The organism is Nocardia grenadensis NBRC 108939, from assembly GCF_001613445.1.
Classification (GTDB): domain Bacteria; phylum Actinomycetota; class Actinomycetes; order Mycobacteriales; family Mycobacteriaceae; genus Nocardia; species Nocardia grenadensis.
On sequence record NZ_BDCJ01000003.1, the window covers coordinates 565,487 to 589,906 of the forward strand.

At 67.9% G+C, this 24,420-nt stretch carries 20 protein-coding genes and 2 pseudogenes; 9 read left to right on the forward strand and 13 right to left on the reverse strand.

Going from position 1 to position 24,420, the window contains the following annotated elements:
• Positions 1-12: 12 nt before the first annotated feature.
• From NGR01S_RS04755 to NGR01S_RS04765, 3 genes and pseudogenes are all read right to left on the reverse strand, one after another.
• Entirely contained in the window at positions 13-708 is a 696-nt protein-coding gene (locus NGR01S_RS04755; RefSeq protein WP_063034882.1) for a cupin domain-containing protein, read from the reverse strand.
• A gap of 17 nt (positions 709-725) precedes the next feature.
• A complete protein-coding gene (locus NGR01S_RS04760) occupies positions 726-1,109 on the reverse strand; it encodes a hypothetical protein (RefSeq protein ID WP_063034883.1) in 384 nt (127 codons plus the stop codon).
• Between the two features lie 160 nt (positions 1,110-1,269).
• Positions 1,270-5,901, reverse strand: a pseudogene (locus NGR01S_RS04765) (cation-translocating P-type ATPase); the annotation flags it as partial.
• A gap of 183 nt (positions 5,902-6,084) precedes the next feature.
• Between NGR01S_RS04765 and NGR01S_RS32785 the strand changes: the two are divergent.
• The 3 genes from NGR01S_RS32785 to NGR01S_RS04775 all read left to right on the forward strand — a co-directional run bounded on the left by NGR01S_RS32785 (position 6,085) and on the right by NGR01S_RS04775 (position 7,210).
• Positions 6,085-6,216: a hypothetical protein gene (locus tag NGR01S_RS32785; RefSeq protein ID WP_281179703.1), complete on the forward strand. Its 132-nt coding sequence runs from the start codon at positions 6,085-6,087 to the stop codon at positions 6,214-6,216.
• Between the two features lie 234 nt (positions 6,217-6,450).
• Entirely contained in the window at positions 6,451-6,882 is a 432-nt protein-coding gene (locus NGR01S_RS04770; RefSeq protein WP_063034885.1) for an SRPBCC domain-containing protein, read from the forward strand.
• Positions 6,872-7,210, forward strand: a complete 339-nt coding sequence (locus NGR01S_RS04775) for an ArsR/SmtB family transcription factor (protein ID WP_063034886.1) — start codon at positions 6,872-6,874, stop codon at positions 7,208-7,210. Before NGR01S_RS04770 ends, NGR01S_RS04775 begins: the two co-directional genes overlap by 11 nt.
• A 140-nt stretch (positions 7,211-7,350) precedes the next feature.
• Here NGR01S_RS04775 and NGR01S_RS04780 read toward each other — a convergent pair whose 3' ends face one another.
• From NGR01S_RS04780 to mvaD, 7 genes are all read right to left on the reverse strand, one after another.
• A complete protein-coding gene (locus NGR01S_RS04780) occupies positions 7,351-8,445 on the reverse strand; it encodes a phosphomevalonate kinase (protein ID WP_063034887.1) in 1,095 nt (364 codons plus the stop codon).
• Positions 8,446-8,561: 116 nt separating this feature from the next.
• Positions 8,562-8,789: an acyl carrier protein gene (locus NGR01S_RS04785; protein ID WP_063034888.1), complete on the reverse strand. Its 228-nt coding sequence runs from the start codon at positions 8,787-8,789 to the stop codon at positions 8,562-8,564.
• On the reverse strand, positions 8,790-9,752 hold the full coding sequence (locus tag NGR01S_RS04790) for a ketoacyl-ACP synthase III (RefSeq protein WP_157107113.1): 963 nt from the start codon (positions 9,750-9,752) through the stop codon (positions 8,790-8,792).
• A gap of 26 nt (positions 9,753-9,778) precedes the next feature.
• A complete protein-coding gene (locus NGR01S_RS04795) occupies positions 9,779-10,951 on the reverse strand; it encodes a hydroxymethylglutaryl-CoA synthase (RefSeq protein ID WP_063034890.1) in 1,173 nt (390 codons plus the stop codon).
• A gap of 20 nt (positions 10,952-10,971) precedes the next feature.
• The gene (locus tag NGR01S_RS04800) at positions 10,972-12,012 is read right to left on the reverse strand and encodes a hydroxymethylglutaryl-coenzyme A reductase family protein (protein WP_063034891.1); all 1,041 of its coding nucleotides are present in this window, start codon (positions 12,010-12,012) and stop codon (positions 10,972-10,974) included.
• Positions 12,013-12,020: 8 nt separating this feature from the next.
• Entirely contained in the window at positions 12,021-13,181 is a 1,161-nt protein-coding gene (gene fni / locus NGR01S_RS04805) for a type 2 isopentenyl-diphosphate Delta-isomerase (RefSeq protein WP_084480362.1), read from the reverse strand.
• 39 nt (positions 13,182-13,220) lie between these two features.
• On the reverse strand, positions 13,221-14,264 hold the full coding sequence (mvaD, locus tag NGR01S_RS04810; RefSeq protein ID WP_063035001.1) for a diphosphomevalonate decarboxylase: 1,044 nt from the start codon (positions 14,262-14,264) through the stop codon (positions 13,221-13,223).
• Between the two features lie 534 nt (positions 14,265-14,798).
• Between mvaD and NGR01S_RS04815 the strand changes: the two genes are divergently transcribed.
• The gene (locus tag NGR01S_RS04815) at positions 14,799-15,818 is read left to right on the forward strand and encodes a polyprenyl synthetase family protein (protein ID WP_245664430.1); all 1,020 of its coding nucleotides are present in this window, start codon (positions 14,799-14,801) and stop codon (positions 15,816-15,818) included.
• Here the strand turns inward: NGR01S_RS04815 and ribA are convergent.
• Positions 15,758-16,429: pseudogene (gene ribA, locus NGR01S_RS29965) on the reverse strand (GTP cyclohydrolase II RibA). The gene NGR01S_RS04815 and the pseudogene ribA sit on opposite strands and share 61 nt — an antisense overlap.
• Before the next feature lie 540 nt (positions 16,430-16,969).
• Between ribA and NGR01S_RS04830 the strand changes: the two are divergent.
• From NGR01S_RS04830 to NGR01S_RS04850, 5 genes are all read left to right on the forward strand, one after another.
• Positions 16,970-18,145 carry a hypothetical protein gene (locus NGR01S_RS04830; RefSeq protein ID WP_169811863.1) on the forward strand — a complete coding sequence of 392 codons (1,176 nt, stop codon included), beginning with the start codon at positions 16,970-16,972 and terminating at the stop codon, positions 18,143-18,145.
• A 491-nt stretch (positions 18,146-18,636) separates the two neighbouring features.
• Entirely contained in the window at positions 18,637-19,836 is a 1,200-nt protein-coding gene (locus NGR01S_RS04835; RefSeq protein WP_157107115.1) for a helix-turn-helix domain-containing protein, read from the forward strand.
• Between the two features lie 164 nt (positions 19,837-20,000).
• A complete protein-coding gene (mvk, locus tag NGR01S_RS04840; RefSeq protein ID WP_063034897.1) occupies positions 20,001-20,981 on the forward strand; it encodes a mevalonate kinase in 981 nt (326 codons plus the stop codon).
• A gap of 354 nt (positions 20,982-21,335) precedes the next feature.
• Positions 21,336-22,097 (forward strand): squalene/phytoene synthase family protein, encoded by a 762-nt coding sequence (locus NGR01S_RS04845; RefSeq protein WP_063034898.1) that lies wholly within the window; start codon positions 21,336-21,338, stop codon positions 22,095-22,097.
• Between the two features lie 73 nt (positions 22,098-22,170).
• The gene (locus NGR01S_RS04850) at positions 22,171-23,271 is read left to right on the forward strand and encodes a terpene synthase family protein (protein WP_063034899.1); all 1,101 of its coding nucleotides are present in this window, start codon (positions 22,171-22,173) and stop codon (positions 23,269-23,271) included.
• Between the two features lie 196 nt (positions 23,272-23,467).
• On the opposite strand, the gene NGR01S_RS04855 is transcribed toward NGR01S_RS04850, so the two are convergent.
• Positions 23,468-24,214, reverse strand: coding sequence for a terpene synthase family protein (locus NGR01S_RS04855; protein ID WP_307718761.1), 747 nt, complete (start codon positions 24,212-24,214; stop codon positions 23,468-23,470).
• A 21-nt stretch (positions 24,215-24,235) separates the two neighbouring features.
• Entirely contained in the window at positions 24,236-24,406 is a 171-nt protein-coding gene (locus NGR01S_RS30790) for an IS3 family transposase (RefSeq protein WP_157107117.1), read from the reverse strand.
• Between the last annotated feature and the right edge of the window lie 14 nt (positions 24,407-24,420).

Genomic DNA, 24,420 nt, shown 5'->3' on the forward strand with positions numbered 1-24,420 from the left:
GAACCGGTGGATTCAGTGTCGTCTGGTGATCACGACCGGATCGACCCCGGCCGGGATATCGGCCAGGGCCGAGACCGGGACGCCCAGAACCGAGGCGGTGATCTCGCGGGGGATCGCATTCAGGGCAGCACGCAGGCCGATATCGTCGCTGGTCTCCGGAGCGCTGGTATTGAAGACGATGAGCAGTTCGAGCGGCGCGTCGCTACGGGCGTTCTCGAAATAGTGGAAGAACCCCTGTGGCGCGAAGACCAGATCTCCCGCGTGCGCTTCGAACACGTCGGTGTGATAGCTGCCGTCCGGGTGGGTCCCGAGCACGGTCCATTTCGCGGTGCCCGAGATGTGGTAATTCAGTTCCCAGGCCGTGGGATGCCAATGCGGTTCCCGGATACCGCCGGGCTCGAGCCGCACGAAATACGCGGCACCGTGCTGGCCGGCCAATACCGGGAAGTTCTGCTCGTGCGCACCCCGGAGGGTGCCGCCGTCGTAGCGGCTCGGTTCGGCGTCGGCGAGATGGAAAAGATGCGCCGAAGTGTTCAGGTTGGCGTCGATCTCGCTCGCGCTCGGCAGTCCGGCGTCCCCGGGCTCCGCGCACGCGGTCACCGAGGCCGCTGCCGCACCGAATGCCGCACCGCCCAGGGCCGCCGCGCCGGTACCGAGCACGGCCCGGCGATTCACAGTCGTGGGTTCGTCGGGGCGATCACTCGACATGGGGCTCCCCCGGGCCGCTATGTGGTGGCCGTGTCGGCGCCCACGGGCTCGGGCCGGGAGGATTTCCGCAAGCGGCCGACGATCAACCCGGTCGCCGCGAGCGCACCCGCGATGGGCCACTCGACCGCTCCCGCGACGGTGAGCGCACCGAGCCCGCCGTAGTACAGATAGCGGGTGGGCAGGGACAGTTCGACCGGTCCTGCCTTCATCTTGATGCCCTGGCCGGGAATCGCGATCTTCGCATCGAGAAAGGGCAGTGCCAGCGTCGCCGCGGGTGCGGTGTCGGCGCCGGGCTGCCCGTCCGGTTTCTCCGGGGACCCGGAGGTTTTCTCGCGGGTCGCTTCGCCGGCGTCGGCCGCGGCGGCCGAGCCGGTACTGTTCGCTTTACTTTGTGCGGGCACGGGACACGATCCTCTCGTCATCGAGAACTACCGGTTCTGTCCGCTCCGGCGTGCGCGGAGCGGTATGACAGCGAGCGTGACGATATCGATGATCTCGCTCCGGAGGGGTGGAAGGCAACCGGTCGACACGATCGATCAGTTCCTCGGTGCGCCGGGCGAACCATGCCGGGGAGAGCACGACCAGCGCGGTGGCCCCGGTGACCGCCGTGAGCACTCCGGCCCAGGCCACCGGGCCCAGCGGCGTGCACCCGAAGAACTGGCTGACGCCGGGTATTTCGACGACGGCCACGAGCACCGCCGCGCTACCGACCGCCGTGGCCACCACGACCGGATCGTCGTGCCGCAGCACCAGCGTCTGGGCGAGTTGAGCGCCGACCAGCGCCGTCAACCCCATGGTCGCGGAGCGCCGCCGGGTACCCGGCGTCCACCGGCCGATCATCCACGCGGTGGTCGCCGCGGCGGCGGTGGCCGCACCACGACGGACAATCGCCTCGATCAGCGGACGGCCGAGCGAGGGAGCGGGTGCGGCCAGGACCGAATCCGGATAGCCGGCGCCCGCCGCAGCCGGCGCCCCCGTGGCCGAAGGACTCGGCGGTGACACAGCGATGGCGAGCGCCGGGAACATATCGGTGAGCAGGTTGACCAGTAGGAGCTGCCGGGTACTCACCGGAGCGCCGCCGCGACCGAGGGCGGTGCCGAGAACGGTGAACACCACTTCGCCCGCATTACCGCCGAGCAACAGGGTCAGGGCATCGCGGACACCGATCCACATATTGCGGCCTTCGACGAGAGCGTCGAGCAGTGCGGTGAGGTTCTCACCGGTCAAGACCAGATCGGCGGCTTCGCGGGCGGGTGAGGAACCGCGCCCGGTGACCCCGATACCGGCATCGGCCATCCGGATCGCCGCGGCGTCGTTGGCGCCGTCACCGACCATGGCGACCACCCGCCCACACTGCTGCAGGGCCGCGATCACCTGCACCTTCTGTTCTGGACCGACCCGTGCGAAAACCTGGGCCGAGGCCGCCAGTTCGGCGCGGCCGTTCTCGTCGGCGGTGGCCAGTTCGGCACCGGTGACGACCCGGGCGTCGGCCGGGAAACCGAGTTGGCGCGCGATGGCCCGGGCGGTGACGGGGTGATCCCCGGTGATCAGCGCGACGGCGCAGCGGGCAGTGGCCAATTGCTGCAGGAGGGGGCGCGCCGAATCGCGGACGGTATCGGCGAGACCGACGTAGCCGGTGATGGTCAGATCGTTGGCCAGTTCCTCGATCCGATCCTGATCGAAACCTGTCCCGTCCCGCCCGGAGTCGAGTTCGCACTGGGCGACGGCGAGCACCCGCAGGCCCTGATCCGCCAGGTGATGCACGAGCGCATCCGCCGCGGCCCGGCCCGCGGATCCGTTGTCGAACCGGCAGCGTGGCACGATCACCTCCGGAGCCCCCTTGAGCACCAACCGCGCCGAGGTGCCGGGTCCGCCGTCGCCGTCGACGATGACGGCCGCGGCGTAACCGCGGCAGGATTCGAAGGGCAGCTCGGCGAGCACGATCGGGTCGGGACCGGCACCCGGCAGGCGGGCGGCCGCGGTGAGGACGGCCTCGTCCGTGGCATGGGTGTGCCCCTCACCTGTATGCGGCCGGGGGCACGCCCATCCGGCCGCCCGCACCACCGCGGCGGCGGGTGGGTCGGTAATCGCCGGATAGTCGCCACCCGGTGGGAAATCCGGTGGCACCGCCGTCACGACGGCGAGCCGGTTCAGTGTCAGCGTGCCCGTCTTGTCGAAGCAGACGGTGTCGACGCGGCCGATGGCCTCCAACGCCCGAGGCGCCCGGACCAGCACCCCCAGTTTCGACAGCCGGCGGGCGGCAGCCAGCTGAGCCATGGTCGCCACCAGCGGTAGCCCCTCCGGGACCGCCGCCACGGCGATGGCCACCCCGTCGGCCACCGCCCGGCGCAGCGGTCCCCGGCGCACCAGCGACAACCCGGTGACCACCGCGCCACCGGCCAGCGTGAGCGGCAGCACCCGGCCGGTGAGATCACGCAGCCTGCCCTGGACCCCGCTGGCCGGTGCCACGCCGGACACCGTGGAGATCGCGCGATTCGCGACCGTGGCCGGACCGGTGGCCACGACGATGGCGCGGGCCCGACCGGCGACTATCGTGCTGCCCTGGAACAACATGCTGGCGCGTTCCGCGGCGTGGCCGGCCACCGGCTCGACGTGTTTGAGCACCGGCACCGACTCACCGGTCATCGACGACTCGTCGACCTCGAGATCCTGGGCGATCAGCAGCCGGGCATCGGCCGGTACCACCTCCGGTGCCCGCAGCTCCAGGACATCGCCTGGCCGCAGCCGGGTCGCGGAGACGACGCTGACCCGGTCCGAGGTCCGCGCCGCCTCCAGCCGGTTCTCGGCGGCCGCTCGCGGAACGACGACCCGGCGGACAGCCTGTTCCTGTTCGGCGAACAGGGCCGCCGCGGCATCCTCGGCCCGCAGCCGCTGGATACCGCTGACCAGTGCGTTGACACTCATCACCCCCGCGACCAGCAGCGCATCGATATTGCTGCCCAGGATCGCGGCGGCCGCGGCTCCGATGGCGAGAACCGGGGTGAGCGGATCGCTCAGTTCCCGGCGGGCCGCCCCGGCCAGCCGGCCCAGCAGTGCCGCGGGTACGCGCAGTCGTTCGCCCACCACGCTGTACGACAGGACGGAAACCTTCCGCCGCCAACCCGGCGCGGGGTTCGGAATCGCGGCCCGCCGGCCGCGGAGGACGCGCGCGTACACGATGGCGGGGTCGAGCGCATGCCAGGCGGTGAGTGGTTGCGGCGGCGGGTCCGGTGATCGCACCACCCGCTGCGCGGCCAGCCCGCACAAGATCCAGGCGGTCGCGCCTGCCGCGTCGACCGGAGCGATCCACTGTCCCAGCCCGAGTCGGCTCCGCCGGCCGGTCTCCCCGGTCACCACGAGCAGGCCCGCCAATGTGCTGCCCGCCTTGGCCAGGCGCACGGCGGTGTCGATCGCCGGGCGCGCGGCCACGACGGCCGCGAGCACTCGGACGGCATCGGCGAGGTCGGCGCCGGTGACGAGGTCGGCGGTCCACGGTGCCGCGGCCGCGGGATCGTCGACGGCGACCCCGATATCGGCGAGCGCCAGCGCGGCCAGGGTGTCCACCGCATCGGCGTCCGGATGCAGCGACGAGATCAGCAGTACCGGGCCACGGTCGGCGCGCAGTTCCCGGACGAGGTCGAGCAGGCCGGTGCCGGGGTCGTACGCGGCGGTGACCGAAGCGCCGAGTTCTTCGGTGCCACCTGTATTGCGCAGCACCACCCGCGCACCGGTACGCCGGGCGGTCTCGATCAGCGGAACGGCGCAGGGGTCGAGCTCCCATCCGATCGTCACGGTGGCGACCATCGCGCCATCCGCGAGCAGGTCGGCGCGGTCGGTCCCCGGCATGGTGGCAGCCGCAGGTTCGTGCCATCGCAGAGTGACACTGTCGAAACCGATCTCGTCGGCGGAGGCGGGGATCTGTTCACCGTGCAGCAGGGCGTCGGCGATCTCGAAGATCCGTCCCCGGTGCCATCCCGGTGCGCAGACTTCGACATCGAGCACGGCCCGGGTATCGCCACGCAATGCCGCACCGTCGATGACGACCACCCGCACCCGATCGAGCCGGCGCAACACCCCCGGGTCCAGCACCAATGAGCCCGCCTTGGCCAATCCCCGGCCGAGGACGAGTGCGTACGCCTCCCGGCCCATATGCGCCGCTTTCGGTATGCCGGCCAGCAGCGTATCGGCGATATCGTCGGCGGTACCGCCCCCGAGCAGGGTGCCCGCGGCCGCCATGAGCGATCCGTTCGCGGCTTGTTCGGCGTACTCCTCGACCGGACCGGCGGCGGCCGTGTCCTCGGGCGCGGGGCGGGGTTCGGAACCGGCCTGCTCCGCCGCGAAGATCGTCGCGGGCGCCGGCCCGCGCGGCCGGGTAGCGGCCGCGAGGCCGGGTTCGCGCTCACACCAGGTCTGCCGGCGCGCCAGTGCCTCGGAGATCTGGGCGGTTCGCGCGACGAGATCCAGTAGCGGCGCGGCGGGCGCCAGGCCGAGCCCGTGCGCGGTAGCGGAGAACATACTCGTCAGCAGATCGGTACCGGCCCGTCCGAGCTTCGACTCCAGCAGCGCGACGATCCGTGGCTGATGGTTGATCACCGCCGCGGCGGCCCGAGCGGCCCGTGGTGCCGGGGGAAACCGGCCCAGCCGGCCGATCACCGAGGTACCGATCGCCAGAACATCGGCCACCGCGGCCACCACCGGAACCGCGACCGCCAATGGGTCCCCGGGATCGGTGACCAGCCCGCGGTATCGCGTTCCCGGTTCCTCCTGCCCGGCACTCGGCAGGTCGGCCGCGGGGCGGATGGTCGCGCGGACCTCGTCCGGATCCGCCGTCTCCGCCAGTTCGATCACCAACCGTCCGAGTACAGCCTCGACGTGCGCGGATACGACACCGGGCCTCCCGGCGACCAGCCGTGCGAGCTCCGCGGGCCCGGCAGTGCCGTTCGTCCCCAGCAAGGTCCGGTCGAGATCGATGTGCAGCCTGCGTCCGGACGCCCACGCCGGGTCGACGCCCACCTCGTCGGTGCCCCTGCGCGGTGGACCGCCGAGTACGACCCGGGCCCAGTCGCGTACCGGCCCGACCGCCGGGCCCACGAGCGCTGGGGCGACCAGCGCGGTGGCGGATCCGATACGGACGGTCGACGCCATCGCCCCTGTCGCGAGCCGCGCGAACCCACCGAAGTCGATGCCCCGCATGCGCTCAGGCTTCCCGAGTGATCGGTCGATGCATTCGGGCGAGTGTAGGCGCGGAGAAGGGCGGTCGAGGATGCGCGCGCCGCGCGTTGCGGTATCGGAACCCAACTGTGCGCCGGCGCGCGGTTCACCCGTGCAGAATCGTCTCTCCCCCCGCGATGGTCCCGGGCCGTCACGATCGGCGATGTGATCGAAGTGGACGAGCAGATGCCGGGGTCCGGGGAAGATCTGGCTGCGCCGGTAGGGCGGCGGATCGACGACCGGACCGGGAGCGGCGACGCGGCGTACGACGGCTCACAGTTCACCGGCACCGGGTAGGCGTAGTCGTCGAGCACGTCCAGCAGTTCGAGTACCCCCGGCCGGCGGAAGACTGGTCGATCTGCTGTTTCCCCGGCCACAGAGTGCCCGCGACAGGCCCTGGGCGCAGTGCGCTGCCCGGGCGGCATACCGAAGTCAGTACTCGGTTCATGGAGAACCGAGCAGCCCTTGACGCAACCGAACAGTTGCAATAGTATTTATCGCAATCAACTGGTTGCCATAAAGGAGTATGCAATGGGATTCCCCGATCAGATCGCCCGCACCATGGAACTCGCACATCCACCCGCCAAGGTCTGGGCCGCACTCACCACCGCCGAAGGGCTCGGTTCCTGGTTCGGCAATACGGCGACGATCGACCTGCGTCCCGGCGGCGCGGCGTGGATGACGTGGGAGGGCGGGCATACCGCGAATATGCGAGTGGAGCGGGTGGAGGAGCCGAGCATCTTCGGATTCACCTGGCAGATCTTCGGATTGTCCGAGGACGATCCGCGACGCACCTATGTCGAGTTCACTCTCGAACCCGTCGGCGCGGGCACGCGGCTCACCGTGGTGGAGACCGGTTTCGCGCAACTGCCCGAGGACGAACACCGCATCGCCTTCGGCGGCAACACCGACGGCTGGGCCAGCGAACTCGCCGAACTCGTCCAGTACCTCGATGCAGCCTGACCAGGAAATCATCGCGGAACGGGTCTTCGTCGCGCTCGCCGATCCCAGCAGGCGCTCGGTCCTTGCCACGCTCGCCGCCGGCGGCCCGGCCACCGCGACCGATCTCGCCGATCGACTGCCCATCAGCCGACAGGCGATCGCCAAACACCTGGCCCTGCTGTCGGAGGCGGGCCTGGTGATCGCGGAACCCGGGGAGCGGCGGCGCATCCGGTACCGCCTCGATTCCGCGCCCATGCAGGTTGCGCAGCAATTCCTGGCCGCGATGGCGCGGGACTGGGACGGCCCGCTCGACGCGTTACGTAGACACCTGGACAACCGGGAACAATGAGGCCGTGGCACTCCCGGCGATGGACATCCTTATCGCCGGGTGTCCGTGATCTGAATTCTCTCGATTCGCCGCCGCGCCCATGCCCGAGTCCCGCCAGGACAGGCATGGGCCCGGACGGCCCCCGGGACCGCGGCAAAGGCTCACCGCTCGTATTCCGCACCGGGGTGGACCCCTACCGGCACGGGCCGGATACCGGCGGCAAGCCAGCGACGGGTCACCTCGGCGGCCACCGCGGGGCGCTCGCTGTCCAGGACAGCGATGCCGCAGTCGCCGCCACCGGCGCCCGATGGCTTCGCGGCCGCCCCGGCGCGCTCCGCTTCGGTGCACAGCACATCAAGGTGACCTGTCCGGATGCCGAGGCCGGTCGTCGCGTCGAGCGCGTAGAGAAGTTCTCGTGCCCGGCGTATTCCGTGGCCGACGGCATACACATCGTCGTCAGCCAATGCGTTCACCAGGTGTTCGACGGCGTTGCTGCTATCCGAGAGGAATCCGGGGCAGGCGTCGATCCGGTGGTGCCGGTCCCCGGTTCGTGCGGTGAGCGCCGGTGTCGAAGCGGGCCGGCCGGTCCACCCGACCAGCAGGCCGACCCGTTCGGGCGGCGGTATCGTGCGCACCGAGAAACCCGGCCACGGTGCGCGCAATGCCGCGGTGACCGATCCACCCCGAACGAATTCCCGTACGCGGTGCCGGTCCGGACTGCGGTAGGCGACCCACCCGCCCCAGGTGGACGCGGCGATATCGCCACCGGAACCGTTCGGGCCGACCGCGAGAGAGGCCAGCATTGCCAGCCGGTACCGGTCGGTGCGGCCGAGGTGTAGTCGATAGAACGCGGCCAGCGCGTCGACCGTGGCCACCGTCACCGCGGCGCTGGAACCGAAGCCCAGCTTGTGCCCGCCTTCGGTCATGCCCTCCCCCCTGGCGGTCAGCCGGAAAGAGCTTGGTTGCCCACCCGATTCGGCCAGGAGCCGTTCGACCACCCCCACGGCCGCGAGGACGAACCCGAAAAGTCCCGGGTCTCGGCCGGATACGGGTACGAGGCGCCCGGAGCGGCGCGTGCACCGCATCGTGCTCCCGCCGCCGAGATCCGAAGAAAGCACCGTCGTATCGGACGGACTCTCGGCGATCGTGACGGCCACATAGCGGTCCAATGCGACGAGGACCGCTGGATTGGCGGGCCGGAGCACGGCGTATTCACCGGCGACGAACAGTTTGCCCGGCGCACGGCGGGTGATCATCGCCGGCTCCCGCGACCGGCCCGGGAATGCGGTGGGCGCACAAGTGCTTCGGCACTGTTCACGGCCGACCTCCGTGTTCGAGCGGCCGGATCGCTGCGCGCGCCCGGCCTGAACGGTCAGGAACGATCGTGGTTCACCCGCATCGCCAGATCGTCCAGTGACCGCAGACTTTCGGCCTCGGCGTCGGAGATCTCGACGTGGAAGGCGCGTTCGATACGGACCAGCAGCGCGCTCATATCCATCGAGTCGACACCCTGGTCTTCGAGGGGGAGATCGGCGCGCAGCGCGTCGAGATCCACATCGAAATCCGTCATCAGTTCGGCGATATCTCGTGCGGTGGTCATCTACTTCTCCTTTTCGGTGGCACGGATCAGACAGGTCCCCCAGGAAAAGCCCACCCCGAAACCGCTGAGCACGATGTCGGTAGGCGGCCGCTGCCCGAGGCGGGCGGCGAGCATCAGGGGGATGGAAGACGAGACCGTGTTGCCGTATTCGGCGATCTCGAAGGGAAGCCGGCTCTCGTCGACTTCGAGGTCGTCACGCAGCGTGTCGACAATGCGTTTGGAACCCGGGTGTACGAGGAACACGCGGATATCACCGATCGTGAGATCGTTGCGCTCGAGCACCCGGCGGATGCTCGCAGGACCTTCCCGGGCCGCGTTCAGGAATACGCCGCGACCCTGCATCGCCAGGCGATCGGTATCGGACCTGATCAACGACGAGGTGCCCGGGACGGTACCGAAATCGGCATCGACAATCCGGTATCCCCCGGCACCGGTGGCGCAGTATGAGACGGTGGCGCCGTCGCCGAACAACAGGGCCGTGTCCCGGTCGTGCGGGTCGACGATTTCGCTGTACGGATCACAGGTGAACAGCAGCGCGTGGTCGAAGCCGAAGCGGTCGGCGAGGGCGGTCACCACGGCCAGCCCGTGGGTGTATCCGGCGCAGCCCTGGGACAGATCGAAGGTCATGCACTGTTTCGCCAGTCCGAGTTTCTCGTGCAGGATCGCGGCGGTATGTGGTATTGGCATATCCGGGTTCTGGGTGACGACGCAGCAGAGTTGGATCGCGGCGGGGTCGATCCGGATACGGCCGCACAAATCGGCGAATGCCGCGGCGCACAGGTCACTGGCCCGTTGGCCGGGTTCCTTCACGGCACGGGCCGTGATGCCGATCTTGGTGTTCAAGAACTCCTCGGTCACGGCCAGCGATGGCGCGGCCTCCGCGTTCCGCAGCCGCTTACCGGGGAGGTGGGTGCCGATGGCGGTCAGGGCGATCGGCGCGGGCCCGGCGGTGTGGTGCCGCATGGAATCCTCCTTCCGGGTTCCCGGGTTCACCGGGCCTCGTAGATCCGCTGGTGACCGTCGATCGCGGCCAAGCGGAACGGTGCGCCGGTCTCCACCGGTAGCGTGCGATCGCCGCCCTTCCCGAGCGCCGAGTAGGCGTGGTACAGCTCGCGATACCGGTGGTAGCCGACGGGTTTGCGGGCGTCGATGGTCTGCCGGTTGTCCGTGGTGCGCAGCTGCCGCCGATAGCCCGGAACCGGTACCGCGGAGAAGAATTCGGCGACCGAGCCCGATCCGTAGCTGAGCATTGCCACCGGTTTCCCGGTGAGGTCGCCGCCGTGGTCGAGAAGGGAGGCCAGGGCCAGGTAGAGGGAGGCTGTGTAGCTGTTGCCGATCACCCGGTTGTAGTGGGTGGTGGGCGCGAGTTTCTCGGCGAGCGCTTCACGAGTCGCGACCTCGCCCTGGCTCTCCAGCAGATGCCGGTGCGCTTTGTACGCCATCTCGGTGAACGGCTGGTGGTAGCAGAACGCGGCGAACCGGTCGAGGTCGCGGCCACCGCCGCTGCGGTAGTGGGCGAACGCGTGCTCGGTCGCGGTGAGATAGGCATGAACCGAGAGCTTCCCGTCCACGATCGGCGTGCCGCGGTAGTTCGGTCGCCAGAAGTCGTTCACATCGTCGGAATAGAGGCCCGAGACCGGGTCCAGTGCGGCGATGGCGGGATCGGCGGCGACCAGGAACGCGACGGCGCCGGCCCCCTGGGTGGCCTCGGCGGGTGTATCGAGGTCGTAGCGGGCGATATCGGTGGCGATGACGAGTATCTGCTGCGCCGGGTCCCGCGCGACGAGCCCCACGGCGAACTGGAGTGCCGCGGTGGCCGCATAACAGGCCTGTTTGAGTTCGACCATCCGGGTACAGCGCGGCAGATCCAATAGCGAATGCAGATACAGTCCCGCCGATTTCGACTGATCGACCCCCGACTCGGTCGCGAGCAGCACGGTGCTCGGTTCCGCCCGGCCGTGCCGGGCGAGAATCGGGGCCGCGGCACTCGCCGCGAGGGTGACGATATCCTCGTCGAGAGCGGGAATGCTCATCGCCTCCTGCCCGATACCGCTCCGGTACTTGGCACCGTCCGTACCCTGGGCCTCGGCCAAGGCGGCGTGCTCGAGGACGTAATGCGTGGTGGCGAGGGACAGATCGTGGATCCCGATCGCTGTGGTCATTGTTCCTCCTGTCGCTGCGCTCATGCGCTGTGGCGTTCGAGCCGGGTATGCGCTCGCATGAGCTCGCCGGGGCTGGTCAGGGCGGCGAGCAGCGACAATTCACCGCACAGCACCACCGCCGCCGCGATCGCGGCCAACCGGCGCGCGTTCTCCCCCGCGGGCCGGGGTTCGCGGCAGCCGAGACGGCGCAGGGCATCGTCGACGAACGGGTGATGTTTCCCATTGCCCACGGTCCCGACGACGAGATTGGGCACGGTGCAGGAGAAATAGAGGTCGCCGTCGCGGTCCTCGGCGTAGGTGATCCCCTGCGACCCTTCGACGATATTCGCCGCGTCCTGACCGGTGGCGAGGTAGAAGGCGAGCAGCATATTCGCGTAGTGGGCGTTGGCGGTGCGGACGCCGCCGGCCAGTACGGTGCCGAGCAGATTCTTCCGGGTGTTGAGGGTGGCGATTCGCTCGGCGGTGGTGTGTAATCGCCGGTCCACCTCGCGCCGCGGCACGATGATCTCGGCGACCGCGTTCTTACCCCGGCCGAGGATCCCGTTCACGGCGCTGGTCTTCTTGTCGGTACAGAAGTTCCCTGATACCGAGCCGTAGTGGAGCTCGGGGTACTCGGCGAGGATCCAGGTGAGGAGCCGGTCCCCGGCCTGCGTCGTCATATTGTGCCCGGCGGCGTCGCCGGTGGTGAATTCGAAACGGAGGAACAGCAGGTTCCCGGCGACCTGGTGGTGCATATCGATCAGATCCGCGTAACGGCTGGTCATCGTGACCGCGTTGCGTAGTTCCTCGAAGCGGCCGTGCAGCTGCTGTGTCACCCGGTACGCGGCGCCGGCGTGATCGGCTTCGAGTAGCACCGATCGGCTCATCCGATCGTCGATAACGGTGACCCGGATGCCCTGTTCGACGGAGCGCGACAGCCGCGCGCCGCGGCGCACCGACGGCCACAGCGGTGTTTCGAACGTGGCCAGGGGTACGTCGAGTTCATCCGTCGCGGCATTGCCGGTGATCCGGACGGGTCCCACCCAGGCGAGTGGGATGGTCGCGTGTTCGTCGATGTCCATAGCGGAACTCACCGTCTTCCGGTCGGGGTGTCGAGTGCAGTGGCCACGTACTCGGGCGGCGCGGCGGAACGAGGGCCGGCGTGCTGTTCCGTGCACGGTGCCACGCTGCGGCGGCTGTATGCCGTCGGGCGGATTCCCATCGCGCGGCAGAATTGCGCCACGTCTCCCGTGATGGCGAGATCTGCGCGGGTGAGGTCCTGCGGCGTACGCGCCCCGAGTACGGTCATGATCGAGGTGAGCTGGCCCAGCCAGCCACGGATGGCTGTGATCAACGCATCCGGCCCGCGGTCCAGCAGGATCGTCAGGAAGGCGCCGGCCACACCGGTCGCGCGCGCCCCCAACGCCAGGGCCCTGGCGGTATCCAGAGCGGACCGGATACCGCCCGAAGCGATGATATCGATCCCGTGCAGTGGGGCGGCATCGAGGAGACAGCACGGCGTCGACTGGCCCCAGCCCGCGAGGAAGTCGAAGTCCTCGCCGGCACGGCGTTTGTTCTCGATCCGGGCGAAGTCGGTTCCGCCGCGGCCACCGACATCGGCCACCGCGACCCCCAGATCTCTGAGTAGCGCTATGGTTTTCGCGCTGAGGCCGAACCCCACCTCCTTCACGATCACCGGCACGTCGATACGTGTGGCGACGGCCTCGATCTGCCGCGGCCATCCCGAGAAGTCCCGGTCCCCCTCGGGCATCACGATCTCCTGCACGGAGTTGAGATGTATCTGTACGGCGTCGGCTTCGAGCAGGTCCACGGCACGGCGTACTTCGTCGACGGGCGTCGCCGCGTTGACGTTCGCCATAACGATGCCGCGCGGATTCTCCTGCCGTAGCGCGAGGTACGTATCGGCGACCGACTCGTCGCGAAGATAAGCACTCATCGAACCCGATCCGATGGGTAGCCCGGTTTCGGCGGCCGCGACGGCCAACCGGCGGTTGATCGATCCGGTCCGGCTGCTCCCACCCGTCATTCCGTTGATGTACAACGGTGCGGGCCAGCGCATTCCGGCGACTTCACAGGTCAGGTCCACATCGGCGCGGTCGATGCCGGCCAAGGCGTGATGGAGGAAGTTGACGCGGTCGAAGTCATTGCCGGCGAACCCTCGACGATGCTGTTCGGTCGCATACCGTACGTGCTCGTCTTTGCGGTCGCCGATCGACGGTGGTTCGTTCATGATGTCCTTTCGGTGGCGCGGATCCGGGACGGACCGCAGTCATCGGTCCGGACCGGAGACAGTGACGCCCGGACCCCGGTGTGCGACGTGTAATGCCGCCACACCGTCCACATCGCGCAAGGCCGCCACCACTCGGTCGGAGTCCTGCCGGGAGCAGAGCACCGCGACATTCGGGCCGGCGTCGATCGTGGCGTACGCGGGAATGCCCTCCGCCCGTATCCGGTCGACGCGATCCAGAATGCTCAGCGATCGGGGTGCCACGTAGCGGATGGACGGTCGCGCGGCCAGCATGGTGGCGTGTAACCCGAGGGCGTTCTGTTCGGCGATCGCGCCTATCTCGGTCAGGTCGCCCGCACACAGTGCGGCCTGTATCTGCTCGAGTGCGGCGCTGTTGGCCCGGGCCCAGGACCGGTACAGCGGTGAGGTCGCGATGGTCTGACGCATCGCTGTACGACTGGGCAGGGCTTTCGGTCCCGCGTCGACGATGGCGACGACCATGGCGGGATCGATGGCGGAGCGCAACGGTTCGGCGTAGCAACTCTCGTCACCCACCGCCCCGAATCCGGTTCCCGCGTGCCAGAGGACGAATCCGCCGAAGATCGACCGGCAGGCCGACCCGGAGCCGCGGCGCGCCAACCGGGACAGCGTCCGCCGATCGAGCCGCAATCCGTACGCGGCCGACGCGGCCGCCGCGAGTGCGGCGAAACCACTGGCCGAGGACGCCAGGCCGGCGCCGGTGGGGACGGTGTTCTCGGTGATCACCCGGGCGCGTTCGGAGCGTCCGGCCAGGTCCCGGACGAGGTCGAGAAACCGTTCGACTCGTACCCGGGCCCCCGCCTCGGCGCGCCGGCCGTTGAGCCGCACGGAATCCGTCGCGGCGCGCGGCCGGAGCGTCACCCGCGTAGTGGTGGGAAAAATGTCGAGCGTCATCGACAGGCTGCCGGTCACCGGCAGGACCAGCTCTTCGTCGCGTTTACCCCAGTACTTGACCAGCGCCATGTTCGGGTATGCCACCGCGAGGGCACCCGTGCCAGGGCAGCCGCGGTCTTCGCCGCGCACCGGCGCTTGTTCGTCTCTGCTCATCTCGGGCACTCCTCGGCAGTGCGGTCCGGTCCCCACCCATCCCGGTTCCGCTCAACGCCACGGTCGGTGGCGCCGATTTCGCCCGGCGGGGTCACCCGATCGGAGGCGGTTTCGATGAAGCGCATTGCTCGGATTCCTCTGCATGCGGGTGCCGTCGGACTCGGGAATACCACTGCCGCAACGTCACTCGTAGGTGTGGATCGGTCCTCTCCAGGCTCACTCGCAATGGGCCGGCTCGGAAGACCACCTGACGCATGATGGGAATGCACATCGGGAATGCGGCACCCCCCGCCGGCAGGACCCAACGGTTCGTAGGGGTCCGCGGCGCGGGACGATCATGTGCCCGGCGCATGGGGAGCATGCGCGCGTCGCCGTTCCGTACTTGGACCCGAGCGGTAACCCTCGATAGCGATACCGGTTCCGCGCCCGGAGCGGATACGGAGATCCTCCGATATCGCTCCCGGCGACAGCGCGCGCCCAGCCGAACCCTTTCCGGGCGCATCGAGAAAGGTACGGCCGCCGATGACCCAGTCCATGACAAGTGCCGCACGCGCCACCGCGGTCCTCACCCGAGCCCGCCGGCTCACCGAGCCGGGTCTGCGGACCGCGCTGGATATGCTTCCCGCTCCGCTGGACCGGATGGCGAACTACCATTTCGGCTGGTGTGATGCCGAGGGAAACGCGACGGATACCGGCTGGGGTAAAGGGTTGCGGGCCGGCCTCACGACAGCCGCGGCCGAGGCCTGTGGTGCCGCCCCGGATGCCGCCGCACCGATGGCGGTGGCCATCGAGCTGATGCACAACTTCAGCCTGGTGCACGACGACGTGCTGGACACAGATCGCATCCGGCGGGGGCGACCCACCGTATGGGCCCAGTGGGGGGTTCCGGCGGCGATCTGTCTGGGCGACGCATTACACGCCGGCGGCATCCAGGTGCTGGCCCGTGAACTACCGGGAGATCAGGCCGCCGCCGCGGTTACGCGCCTGGAGTCGGTGGTGGCCGAACTGTGTCGGGGACAGTGCGTCGACTGCGCGTTCGACGGCCGCACCACGGTGAAAGTATCGGAATACCTGGCGATGGCGACCGGAAAAACCGGAGCCCTGATGGGCGCCGCCTGCACGCTGGGCGCGTCGGTCGCGGAGGCGGACCCCGCGACGATGGCCGCCTTCGACGCCTTCGGCAGCACTCTCGGCCTGGCCTTCCAGGTCGTCGATGATCTGCTCGGCATCTGGGGCGACCCCGCGGTCACCGGTAAAACGGCCGGCAACGACCTGATCGCCCGGAAATGGTCGTATCCGGTCGCCGCCGCGCTCGAGTCCGGTACCTCCACCGCCGCAGCCCGGGAGCTGACCCGGCTCTACCACTCCGACACCACGATCACTTCGGCGGACGCGGCGCGGATCGCGGCGCTCATGTCCGACGCCGGGATCGAACAGCAGACGCGCCGATTCGCCGCACGGCAGGCGGAGGCCGCCATCGCGGCCCTGCCGGATCAGGTGATCGCCGACGACCTCATAGCGCTGACCGACCTCGTTGTCCGACGCGACCGCTGAGTGCCTCGCCCCGCTGCGGCACGATCGTCGCTGCCGCACGACAGCGCGGCCACGGACCGCACCACATCGACGATTTCGATGCCCTGAGCACCGAGCTGCTCCACCTTGTCGACATTGTTCGTCAGCAGTTCCACAGCGGAGATTCCCAGGGCGAAGAGCATTTGCGCCGCTACGCGATAGTCGCGCTCGTCGGCACCACGGCCGAGTAGCCGATTCGCCCGGTAGGTGTCCACGTTCGCGTCCTGCAGCAGATAAGCGTCCAGTTTGAGATAGAGGCCTATCCCCCGGCCTTCCTGGCGCAGATACAGCTGCACGCCGCCGCGTTCGGAGAGCAGGCCGATCGCCTCGTCCAGCTGCGGCCCGCATCAGCACCGGCAGCAGCCGAGCGAGTCGCCGGTCAAACATTCGCTGTGCACCCTGACCAGCGGCGGCACGGATCTCGGCGCGGTCGGTCCAGGGAAGACGACAGCCAGGTGCTCGCGTCCGTCGATGAGTCCGTCGAACGAGACCAGGTCCGCACAGACCGGAACGCCGCGCTCCAGATGGACGGGCACCCGCGCCCGCACCGCGGCCGCCGGCAAACCCTTCCCTTTCGAGAAAACTGCGGACATCAGCAATCACCATCCTCAGCCGAATACCCCGGGCAGAAGTCCGGCCTGACAATCCCGGACAAATACAGTTTCCATCAGCAAATATCAGAGGATTCCGATTTTCGGGACACACTCGCCGAAGCACGAACAGGATTTCGCTTTTCGTACCACCACCCCCGTTGAACTGCCCTCGTTCCGGAACCGGGCGCCCCCTCGCCGCGCCGGCGCCGGGTCACAATAGGTGAACTTCCTGGCACACCTTGCCGCGGCGACTGCAGGGAGGACGCCTCGGCGGCGTGCACGAACAAACGTGCTTGAATTCGTAAATGCATGCCAGAGAATAGCTTTCTCCCTCGAGCAAGATCGAGCACATCGCTCACGGAAGAGTATCGATGCCGTTCATAATGATCTTTCCGAAGATTTGCGACGACCGAGCCGAGGCGACTCAGCACCACTTCGTTCGCGTCCGCTCGCCGAGCGATGGAGAATGCCGTGCGACCGGAAACCGCAGCCCCTCACACGCCCCGGCATCGCCCGCTCACGGTCGGCGAGCGGATCGAGATGCGCAGGCGGCTACACCGGATGCCCCGCCGCCTGCTCGCCGAAATGGTCGGCCGCAGCGAGGAGTGGCTCCGACTGATCGAAACCGGACGATTACGGCTCGACAGTGTCGAGATGATCCTCCGCTTGGCCGAAGTCCTTCAAATACCCGATTTCCGAGACCTGATCGAGCTACCCGTGCGCGAGACGGGACACCACACCGATCCGGCCGGACAGCTCATCGAGGCACTCGAACCGATAGTGCTCGCGCACCCGGTCACCGCCGCCGACAGCGCGGCCGGACCGAGCGCGGACCGGAGGAACCATCACTGGCTGGCGGACGAGGTCGCCGACTGCGCGGCGATATGGGCGGATTCGCCCCGTCGTTACTCGCAACTGGCCCTGCGGCTACCGCATCTTCTCGCGGCCGGGCGCTGCTGGAACCAGCGCCTGGGAACCGGGTCCGCGGAGTTGTCCCTGCCCCGCGCCTATCACCTGACCCGCGAGGTACTCACCCAGCTGGGGGCGCACCACCTCGCGGCGATTGCCGCCGACCGGGCACGCCTACTCGCCCGCACGATCGGACATCCGCATCTTCTCGCCGCAGGCGGCTGGCACTGGGCCAGCGCGCTACTACAGATGGGAGAGGACCGCCATGCACACACCTTCGCACTGGCGACCGCGCGGCGCGACCTACCGGACGACGGCACGCTCGATACCGATGTCGTGCGTGGCGCGCTCGAGCTCCTGGCGGCCGAGGCCGCCGCACGAACCGATCTTGCCGAAGCCGCGCGACTGCTCGCGGCTGCCCAGGTGCGCGCCCGGCGGGTGGGCGACGACCGACGGATACTGGGCATCGGATTCGGCACCTGTGAAGTCGAGCTGACCCGGATGGAGATCGCCCTGTCCCGTCGCGATATCCAGCAGGTGATGGACTCCGCCGCCACCGTCCATCGACTCGACATGCTGCCGATCGGGCGGCGAACCCGCTATTTCATCATTCTGGCCACCGCGTACACCCTGCAGGGAGATATCGCCGCGGCCACCCTGGCGCTCGGGCGGGCGGCCGAATCGAGCCCGGAAGATCTTCGATTCGACGGCGATGTCCATGCCATCCTGCGGACGCTGCTCCGACACCAGAACCAGCTCGTGCGGGATAAGATCACGCACCTGGTGAACGTGGCCGGAATCGCCTGATCCACGGCACCGCGTATCCCGGTGTTCCGCCACGCCTGATCACGCATCGACGCCCGCGGGGGCCGACGGCCGAACCGGATACCCAAGGACGAAATGGGTCCGTCGGTGTTCCAAATATCGATGGAAATGTTGGCTCCCAACGGTTTTGATTCACCAGGCGATCGGCTCTGCCATGCTCGACTAGTACGCTGGTGCCACATTCCCGGCCGCGGCTCGGTCCCGGCCATTCGGGTTACACCGGACAATCCATCGAAGTCTGTGAGTGTTCGTCTATGAAAGTGTCTCCTGCAACCGGCAAGAACGAGACCCGTCGTCAGGGCAGCGAATCCGCCGGAGAGTCCGATCGGGACCCATCCGGCCGCACAGTTCGCCTCTGCATCAGATGCGGTGCCCGGATCGCCGCGTACCACGACGACGAGATCTGCACACCGTGCGGACGGCAGCGCGGACGGCCGCCATTGCTGCCGCCCGCCGAGTGGCGGACGCGGACGATGCGTGCCGCATTGGCGAGCCGGGATATGGCCGCCGTGGTCCGCAGCTATCGACACCACCCGGCGCACGGCGCCCGGCCGATACCGCAAGCCGAAATGGCGCAGTGGCTCGGGATCACGCAGGGTCAGCTCAGTCGTCTCGAGAACGGCCGCAGTCGAATACATGATCTGGACAAACTGACCCACTACGCGCGAGTGCTCGCCGTACCGTCCGCACTGCTCTGGTTCGACACCGAGAAGGATCCGGAGGATCGGCCGACTCCCGGACGGGTGCGACTGCCCAGTGGAAGGTCCGTCGATATCACGGCCCTGGGGCCCGATCCCGGCCTGGCCGATTCGCTACTGATCAATCTCGAGCAGTACGTCCGGGCCGACGTGGGCTTCGGCCCGCGCACGCTGCTGCCGGTGGTCGAAGCGCAGGTCCGGGTGATCGAGGAACTCCACCGATCCGGCGACGGCCCGGCGCGCCGGAAGTTCCGGCACGTACACGCCAGGTACGCCGAGTTCCTCGGCTGGCTGCACCAGGACGCGGGAAACTTCCGGCAGGCCACCGACTGGTCGAATATCGCGTTCACCCTCGCACACGAACTCGACGACGCTCGGTTGAAGTCCTACGTGCGAATGCGGCAGAGCAACCTCGCGGAAGATCTCGGCGCCGCACGGTCGGTACTCGAGCTGGCGGAACAGGCGCGACGCCACTCGGATTCGTCGATGCCTCGACTACGCGCCCTCGCGCTACGCCAGCACGCCCGCGGCCACGCCCGCCTGGGCCGACCGGAGGAGTGTGCCCGGAGCATCGACCTGGCAGCGGAATACGCCGAGGATGCCGGTGACGAGGACACCGATCTGGCCGGATACTGCACCGCCGAGTTCCTCGCCGTGGAGGCCGCGGACTGCTGGATAGAGCTCGACCTTACCGACAGGGCGATCGAATCACTCGAAACCGCGCTGACACATTGGCAATCGACGAACCGACGCGATTTCGGCCGCGGACTGGCGCTGCTCGCCTGCGCGCAGGCCCGGACCACACAGCACGACGAGGCGCTCGCCACCGCCCGGCAGGCGCTGGTGATCGCGACCGAAACCGGATCGGAACGAATCGGCAACCAGATTCGTCGCGCCGCGCAGGAGCTCACCGCCGCCGGCGCTACCGAACACGGCACAGCATTGCGCTCGGCACTGCGCACCGCCATGTCGTAGCAGTGCGCGCATGGTATGCCGGGCACGCATTTCCGGTATGCCGCACACGAGCTTCAGCGGGCAGTGGAAGTGCGCGACGGTGAGATCCGAAGACAATCGCAATCGAGATCGACACCGGCCCGTCGGCACCGGCCCGCGCATCGGCTACCCCGGAGGTACACGTCATGCCCACCATGAGAAGTACGCATCGGGGCGTATCCGGATCGGGCCGTGCGCACGCGAAAGCGATCTTGATCGGTGAACACACCGTGGTCTATGGACTACCCGCGGTCGCGGTGCCATTGCGCGATCTCACCGTCGAGGTGGTCGTCACACCGACGGACACCCGGCAGCGCCCACCACCCGACGACGGCGGCAGCGACGACATATTCGACAGTCGATTCACCGCCTCCGCCGACACCGAGACAACGGACGACCCCGGTTCCGCCGTGGTGGCGGCTTCGCTGCGCCGTTGGGGTCGTCCCGGCGAAAGCGTCGAGGTACGGGTGCGCAGTCGTATCCCGCCCGCCCGCGGACTCGGGTCCAGTGCGGCGACCGCCGCCGCGACCGTCCGCGCGGTCGCCGACCTGCACGGCGTCACCCCCGACGCACGCTCTCTCTACGAGCTCGTGCAAATCGGTGAGCATGTCTCGCACGGCCGGGCCAGTGGCGTCGATGCCGTCACTGTGACAGCCCGCCGGCCCCTCCGCTTCGCGGCAGGCGACATCCGGCCGATCACCACACCGGCCGACGCGGTTCTCGTCATCGCCGATACCGGCACCCCGGGCCGGACCGACCGTGCGGTGGCCACCGCACGGACCACGCTGCACCGCGACCGGACACTGGCGCGGCGTCTACTCGCGCGAGCGAACGAACTCACCGAGTCGGCGGTACAAGAGCTGGCAGCCGGCCGCATGCGCGCACTGGGGCAGAGCATGAACGATTTCCATTCGCTCCTCCGCGAACTGAGCGTCAGCACCCCGGGAATCGACCGCTTGACCACGTCCGCGCGACGCGCTGGCGCGTACGGCGCCAAACTCACCGGCGGGGGACTCGGTGGCTGCGTGATCGCCCTGACCGATGCCGACTCGGCGGCAGCCATCGGTGCGGCGATGCTGGCGGCCGGCGCACAGCGGACCTGGCACGCCGACATACCCAAAGGCTGATAAGAGCCGGCGCAACAGATCCACCCGACCGATACCCGCGGCGATGAACAGCTCCGTGCCGATCACCGGGCCCGACGATGGCTGTTCGCGACCGGTGTTCCCCTGCCGCGCCACCGCTATGCGGCCCGCGCATTCGGCACATGCGCGCAGGCACCTTCCGCCGGTGTGCCGACCGGCCCAAACTGAGACCACGCTCCGCTTCGACGACCGGAACCGCAGCGCGAAGGCCGAGCCCCGCTGACACATCCCGCCGGAGCCACGGCGACCACCCGATGGCCGCACTTGCGGCACCCCGCCTCGGAATATGCCGAGATGGTTTCCACTCTCCACAATTCGCCCCGGGAGGTATCTGTCATGACAGATCTGAACAGTGCACTGGACGAGGTCCGGCGCTGGTCGACCACATACCACCGGCCACTCTCGCAAATGCCGCCCGGCCTACAGGAGGCGAAGGTCTCGTTCTACCTGCTCTTCCGGGGCATCGACGAGATCGAGGACCATCCGGAGCTGGACGCATCCGTGAAGGAGATGTTGCTGACCGATGTGGCCTGCGCGTTGCAGACCCGCAATATCGACGGTCGTCTCCGCATCGCCTTCGCGGACCACCACGATGTCCTGCCCGAGGTGTCCTTGCGGCTCGCGGACTGGTGCGAGCTCGCGCCCGCTTTCATCGCGCCACGGATCGTGGACGCCGCCATAGCGATGGCCAACCGGATGGCGGTGTGGTCCACCAAGGAGTGGCGTCTGCACGATGTGGACGACCTCGACCACTACACCTTCTCGGTCGCCGGAGTGGTGGCCACGCTGCTGTGCGATATGTGGGCATGGCACGACGGCACCCAGGTCGACCGCAGCCAGATGATGAGCTACGCCCGCGGCGTCCAGGCCGCGAATATCCTCGCCGGCCTGGCTGTCGACCGGGAACGCGGCATCGACTTCCTCCCCGACGGTTGGACGGTCACCGATCTGATGTCCTACGCCGGCACCGAACTCGCCCTCGCCGACCGCATGGTCGCCGCTTTACCCACCCCGGGACCGGCCCACACCTGGTGCAGTCGCGCCATGGAGGTGGCCCGCGCCCAGCTCGACCACGCTCGAGCTATTCAGCAAGCCTGAGCCGCTGCGGCGGTCACCGAACGGTTTCATTCACGCCTCCCCACGCGCGAGGCCGATTACAAAGGACCAGGTCGTGCAGCAGAGCAATCAAACACCGATCGACGTCACCGGCCCGGACTTTCCGGGGTTCTACTGTCCCTTCGAGACGAAGCGGCACCCGGCCACAGATGTAGTGCAGCTCGATATGATCGAGTGGGCACGTCGCGTCGAATTGGGCGGCAACAATCCGCAACACAGCGACATGTACGCCCGCGCGGGAAGTTTGCTGGCGTCCCTCTTCTATCCCGATGCACCGCGAGAACGCATGCAGACCATGGCTTATTGCTCCGCTTGGGCCATAATGGTCGACGACCTCACCGACACGGCCGTGCCGACCGGAAGAATCGGCCGCAATCCGACCGACATGCTGGCTCGACTGGTCCGCGTCGCGGAGGAACCTTCCAGTGCCCTGCTGACCGGCGAAGGTATTGCCGAAGCCCTCGCCGATATCGTTCACCGCATGCGGATTTGGGCCGACTCAACTCAGATGCGATGGTTTTCAGAGTCGATCCGGCAGTGGTTACTCGGTATTCTCTGGGAACAAGACATTCAGCACAACGACCTACCGCTCACCCTGAACGACTATCTGACGCTCAGATACTGGTCGATGGCCACCGGACTGGCCGCAGGTGCAGCGGCCATGCTCGCCAACCGCAGCAGTAGGGACCTATCCGACTACGTTCTGGACTCGCCCGCCGTGCGCGCCGCCACCGAGGCCGCCATGACGATCCTCGTCATCGATAACGAACGATACTCCCATGCCAAGACCGTGGCCCAGGGCGACTCGCATATCGACCTCTTTCACCTCGTCCGCAACGAGCACCAGGAAATGTCGTTCACCGACGCCGTCGTCCAGGTAATCGCGCTCCGTGACCGAATAATGCACCTTTATAACCGATTACGTGCTCAGATGTGGCCCGGCGCCGGCAGCGGCTTGCGGAGATACTTGACAAACCTCGAGTATATCGTCTCCGGCAATATCGAATTCGGCAGAGAGGCTGCCCGCTTCCGCGCAGCCGGAAACACCACCACACCGCGCATCACCACTACCCCGTCCGACGACAGCTCCGACCCGGTGCCGCTCCCGAGTGTGCGATGGTGGTGGGATCAGCTCGATACCGACCATGATCGTTAGGCCGGACGAGGCGCAAGAACCGCTTCGTGCCGGGGAGATGAGATCGGTGGCGCAGATCGCTACCAGGATGCCCCACAGCAGGTAGACGAGCGGAAGCGCGGTGAGCGCGAGCTCGATCGGACGGAGCACGCGGCGAGCCGCCGGCGACGGAGCACCGAATGACCGTCGCCTCGGGGCCGGCGATCGAGGTGGAGTTCTATGAGATCAATCGCCGCGTGCCCACGTCGCCGAGGAAGCCCGGCTGTTCTTCCCGGGTGCGGGCCGAGGATGTGTACCGGTTCGAATTACGCGTCCATTCGTACGCTGCCGCGAAGTTGGCTCTCATATTGTCCACCAGCAAGTATGTCGCCTTTCTGTCCTCGACCGACGCGCCCAGCCGGTCGAGCATCCGAGGGATTCGTGCCTCGGCACGCAGGAAGTCGTCGGTGATCTCGCGAACGAGCGCCACAGCGGCACGATAGGATTCGCTTCGGGTCAATGTGTTCTGATTACCGAGAACGAACACTATGTTGTTCGGATCATCCTGAATCTCCTCTTTATTCACCGAGAACAAGTCTTGAATGTAGTTACACCCCCTGACCGTTGCCAAACGCATACGCTGAAGTTCGGGGCTCTCCTGTACAGCGAGCGACACCTGGCAATCGCAGATCAACTCGGAGGAATCCAGCAGGACATACATTAGCCCGGAATTGTCCCGTATCCGGTCGTACTCCACCTTGTCCGGTATCCGGCTCCCGACCCGATTCTTCGTTTCGGCAACTACGGATTCGAAGAGTTTCGACCAGTTGAGCGCGGCTCGGTGTTGCCAGTGCGGGAGCATATCGGCACGTTCGCGATCCCAAACATCCTTGAAGGCCGCAGCTGCCGGCGAAGCATATCCGGGTAGTGGATCCTCCGGGTGCCGCCACAGTGAGGTTTCTCCACATCGCTGGAGGGCAAGCAGTTTCCGGCCGGAACCGGTGGTTTAGCTCGCTTCGAAGTCGTCTGGTGACCGCCAACCCAGCTTCTTCTGAAAGCGCTGGCCACTGCGCGAGACATCGATATAGGCGAACAGGGCGTTCTCGGCCTCGTCACGAGTTCGCCAGATCCGGCGATCGATCAGCTCGGTTTTCCAGGTGGAGAAGAAGTTGTCCATCAACGCATTGCCCT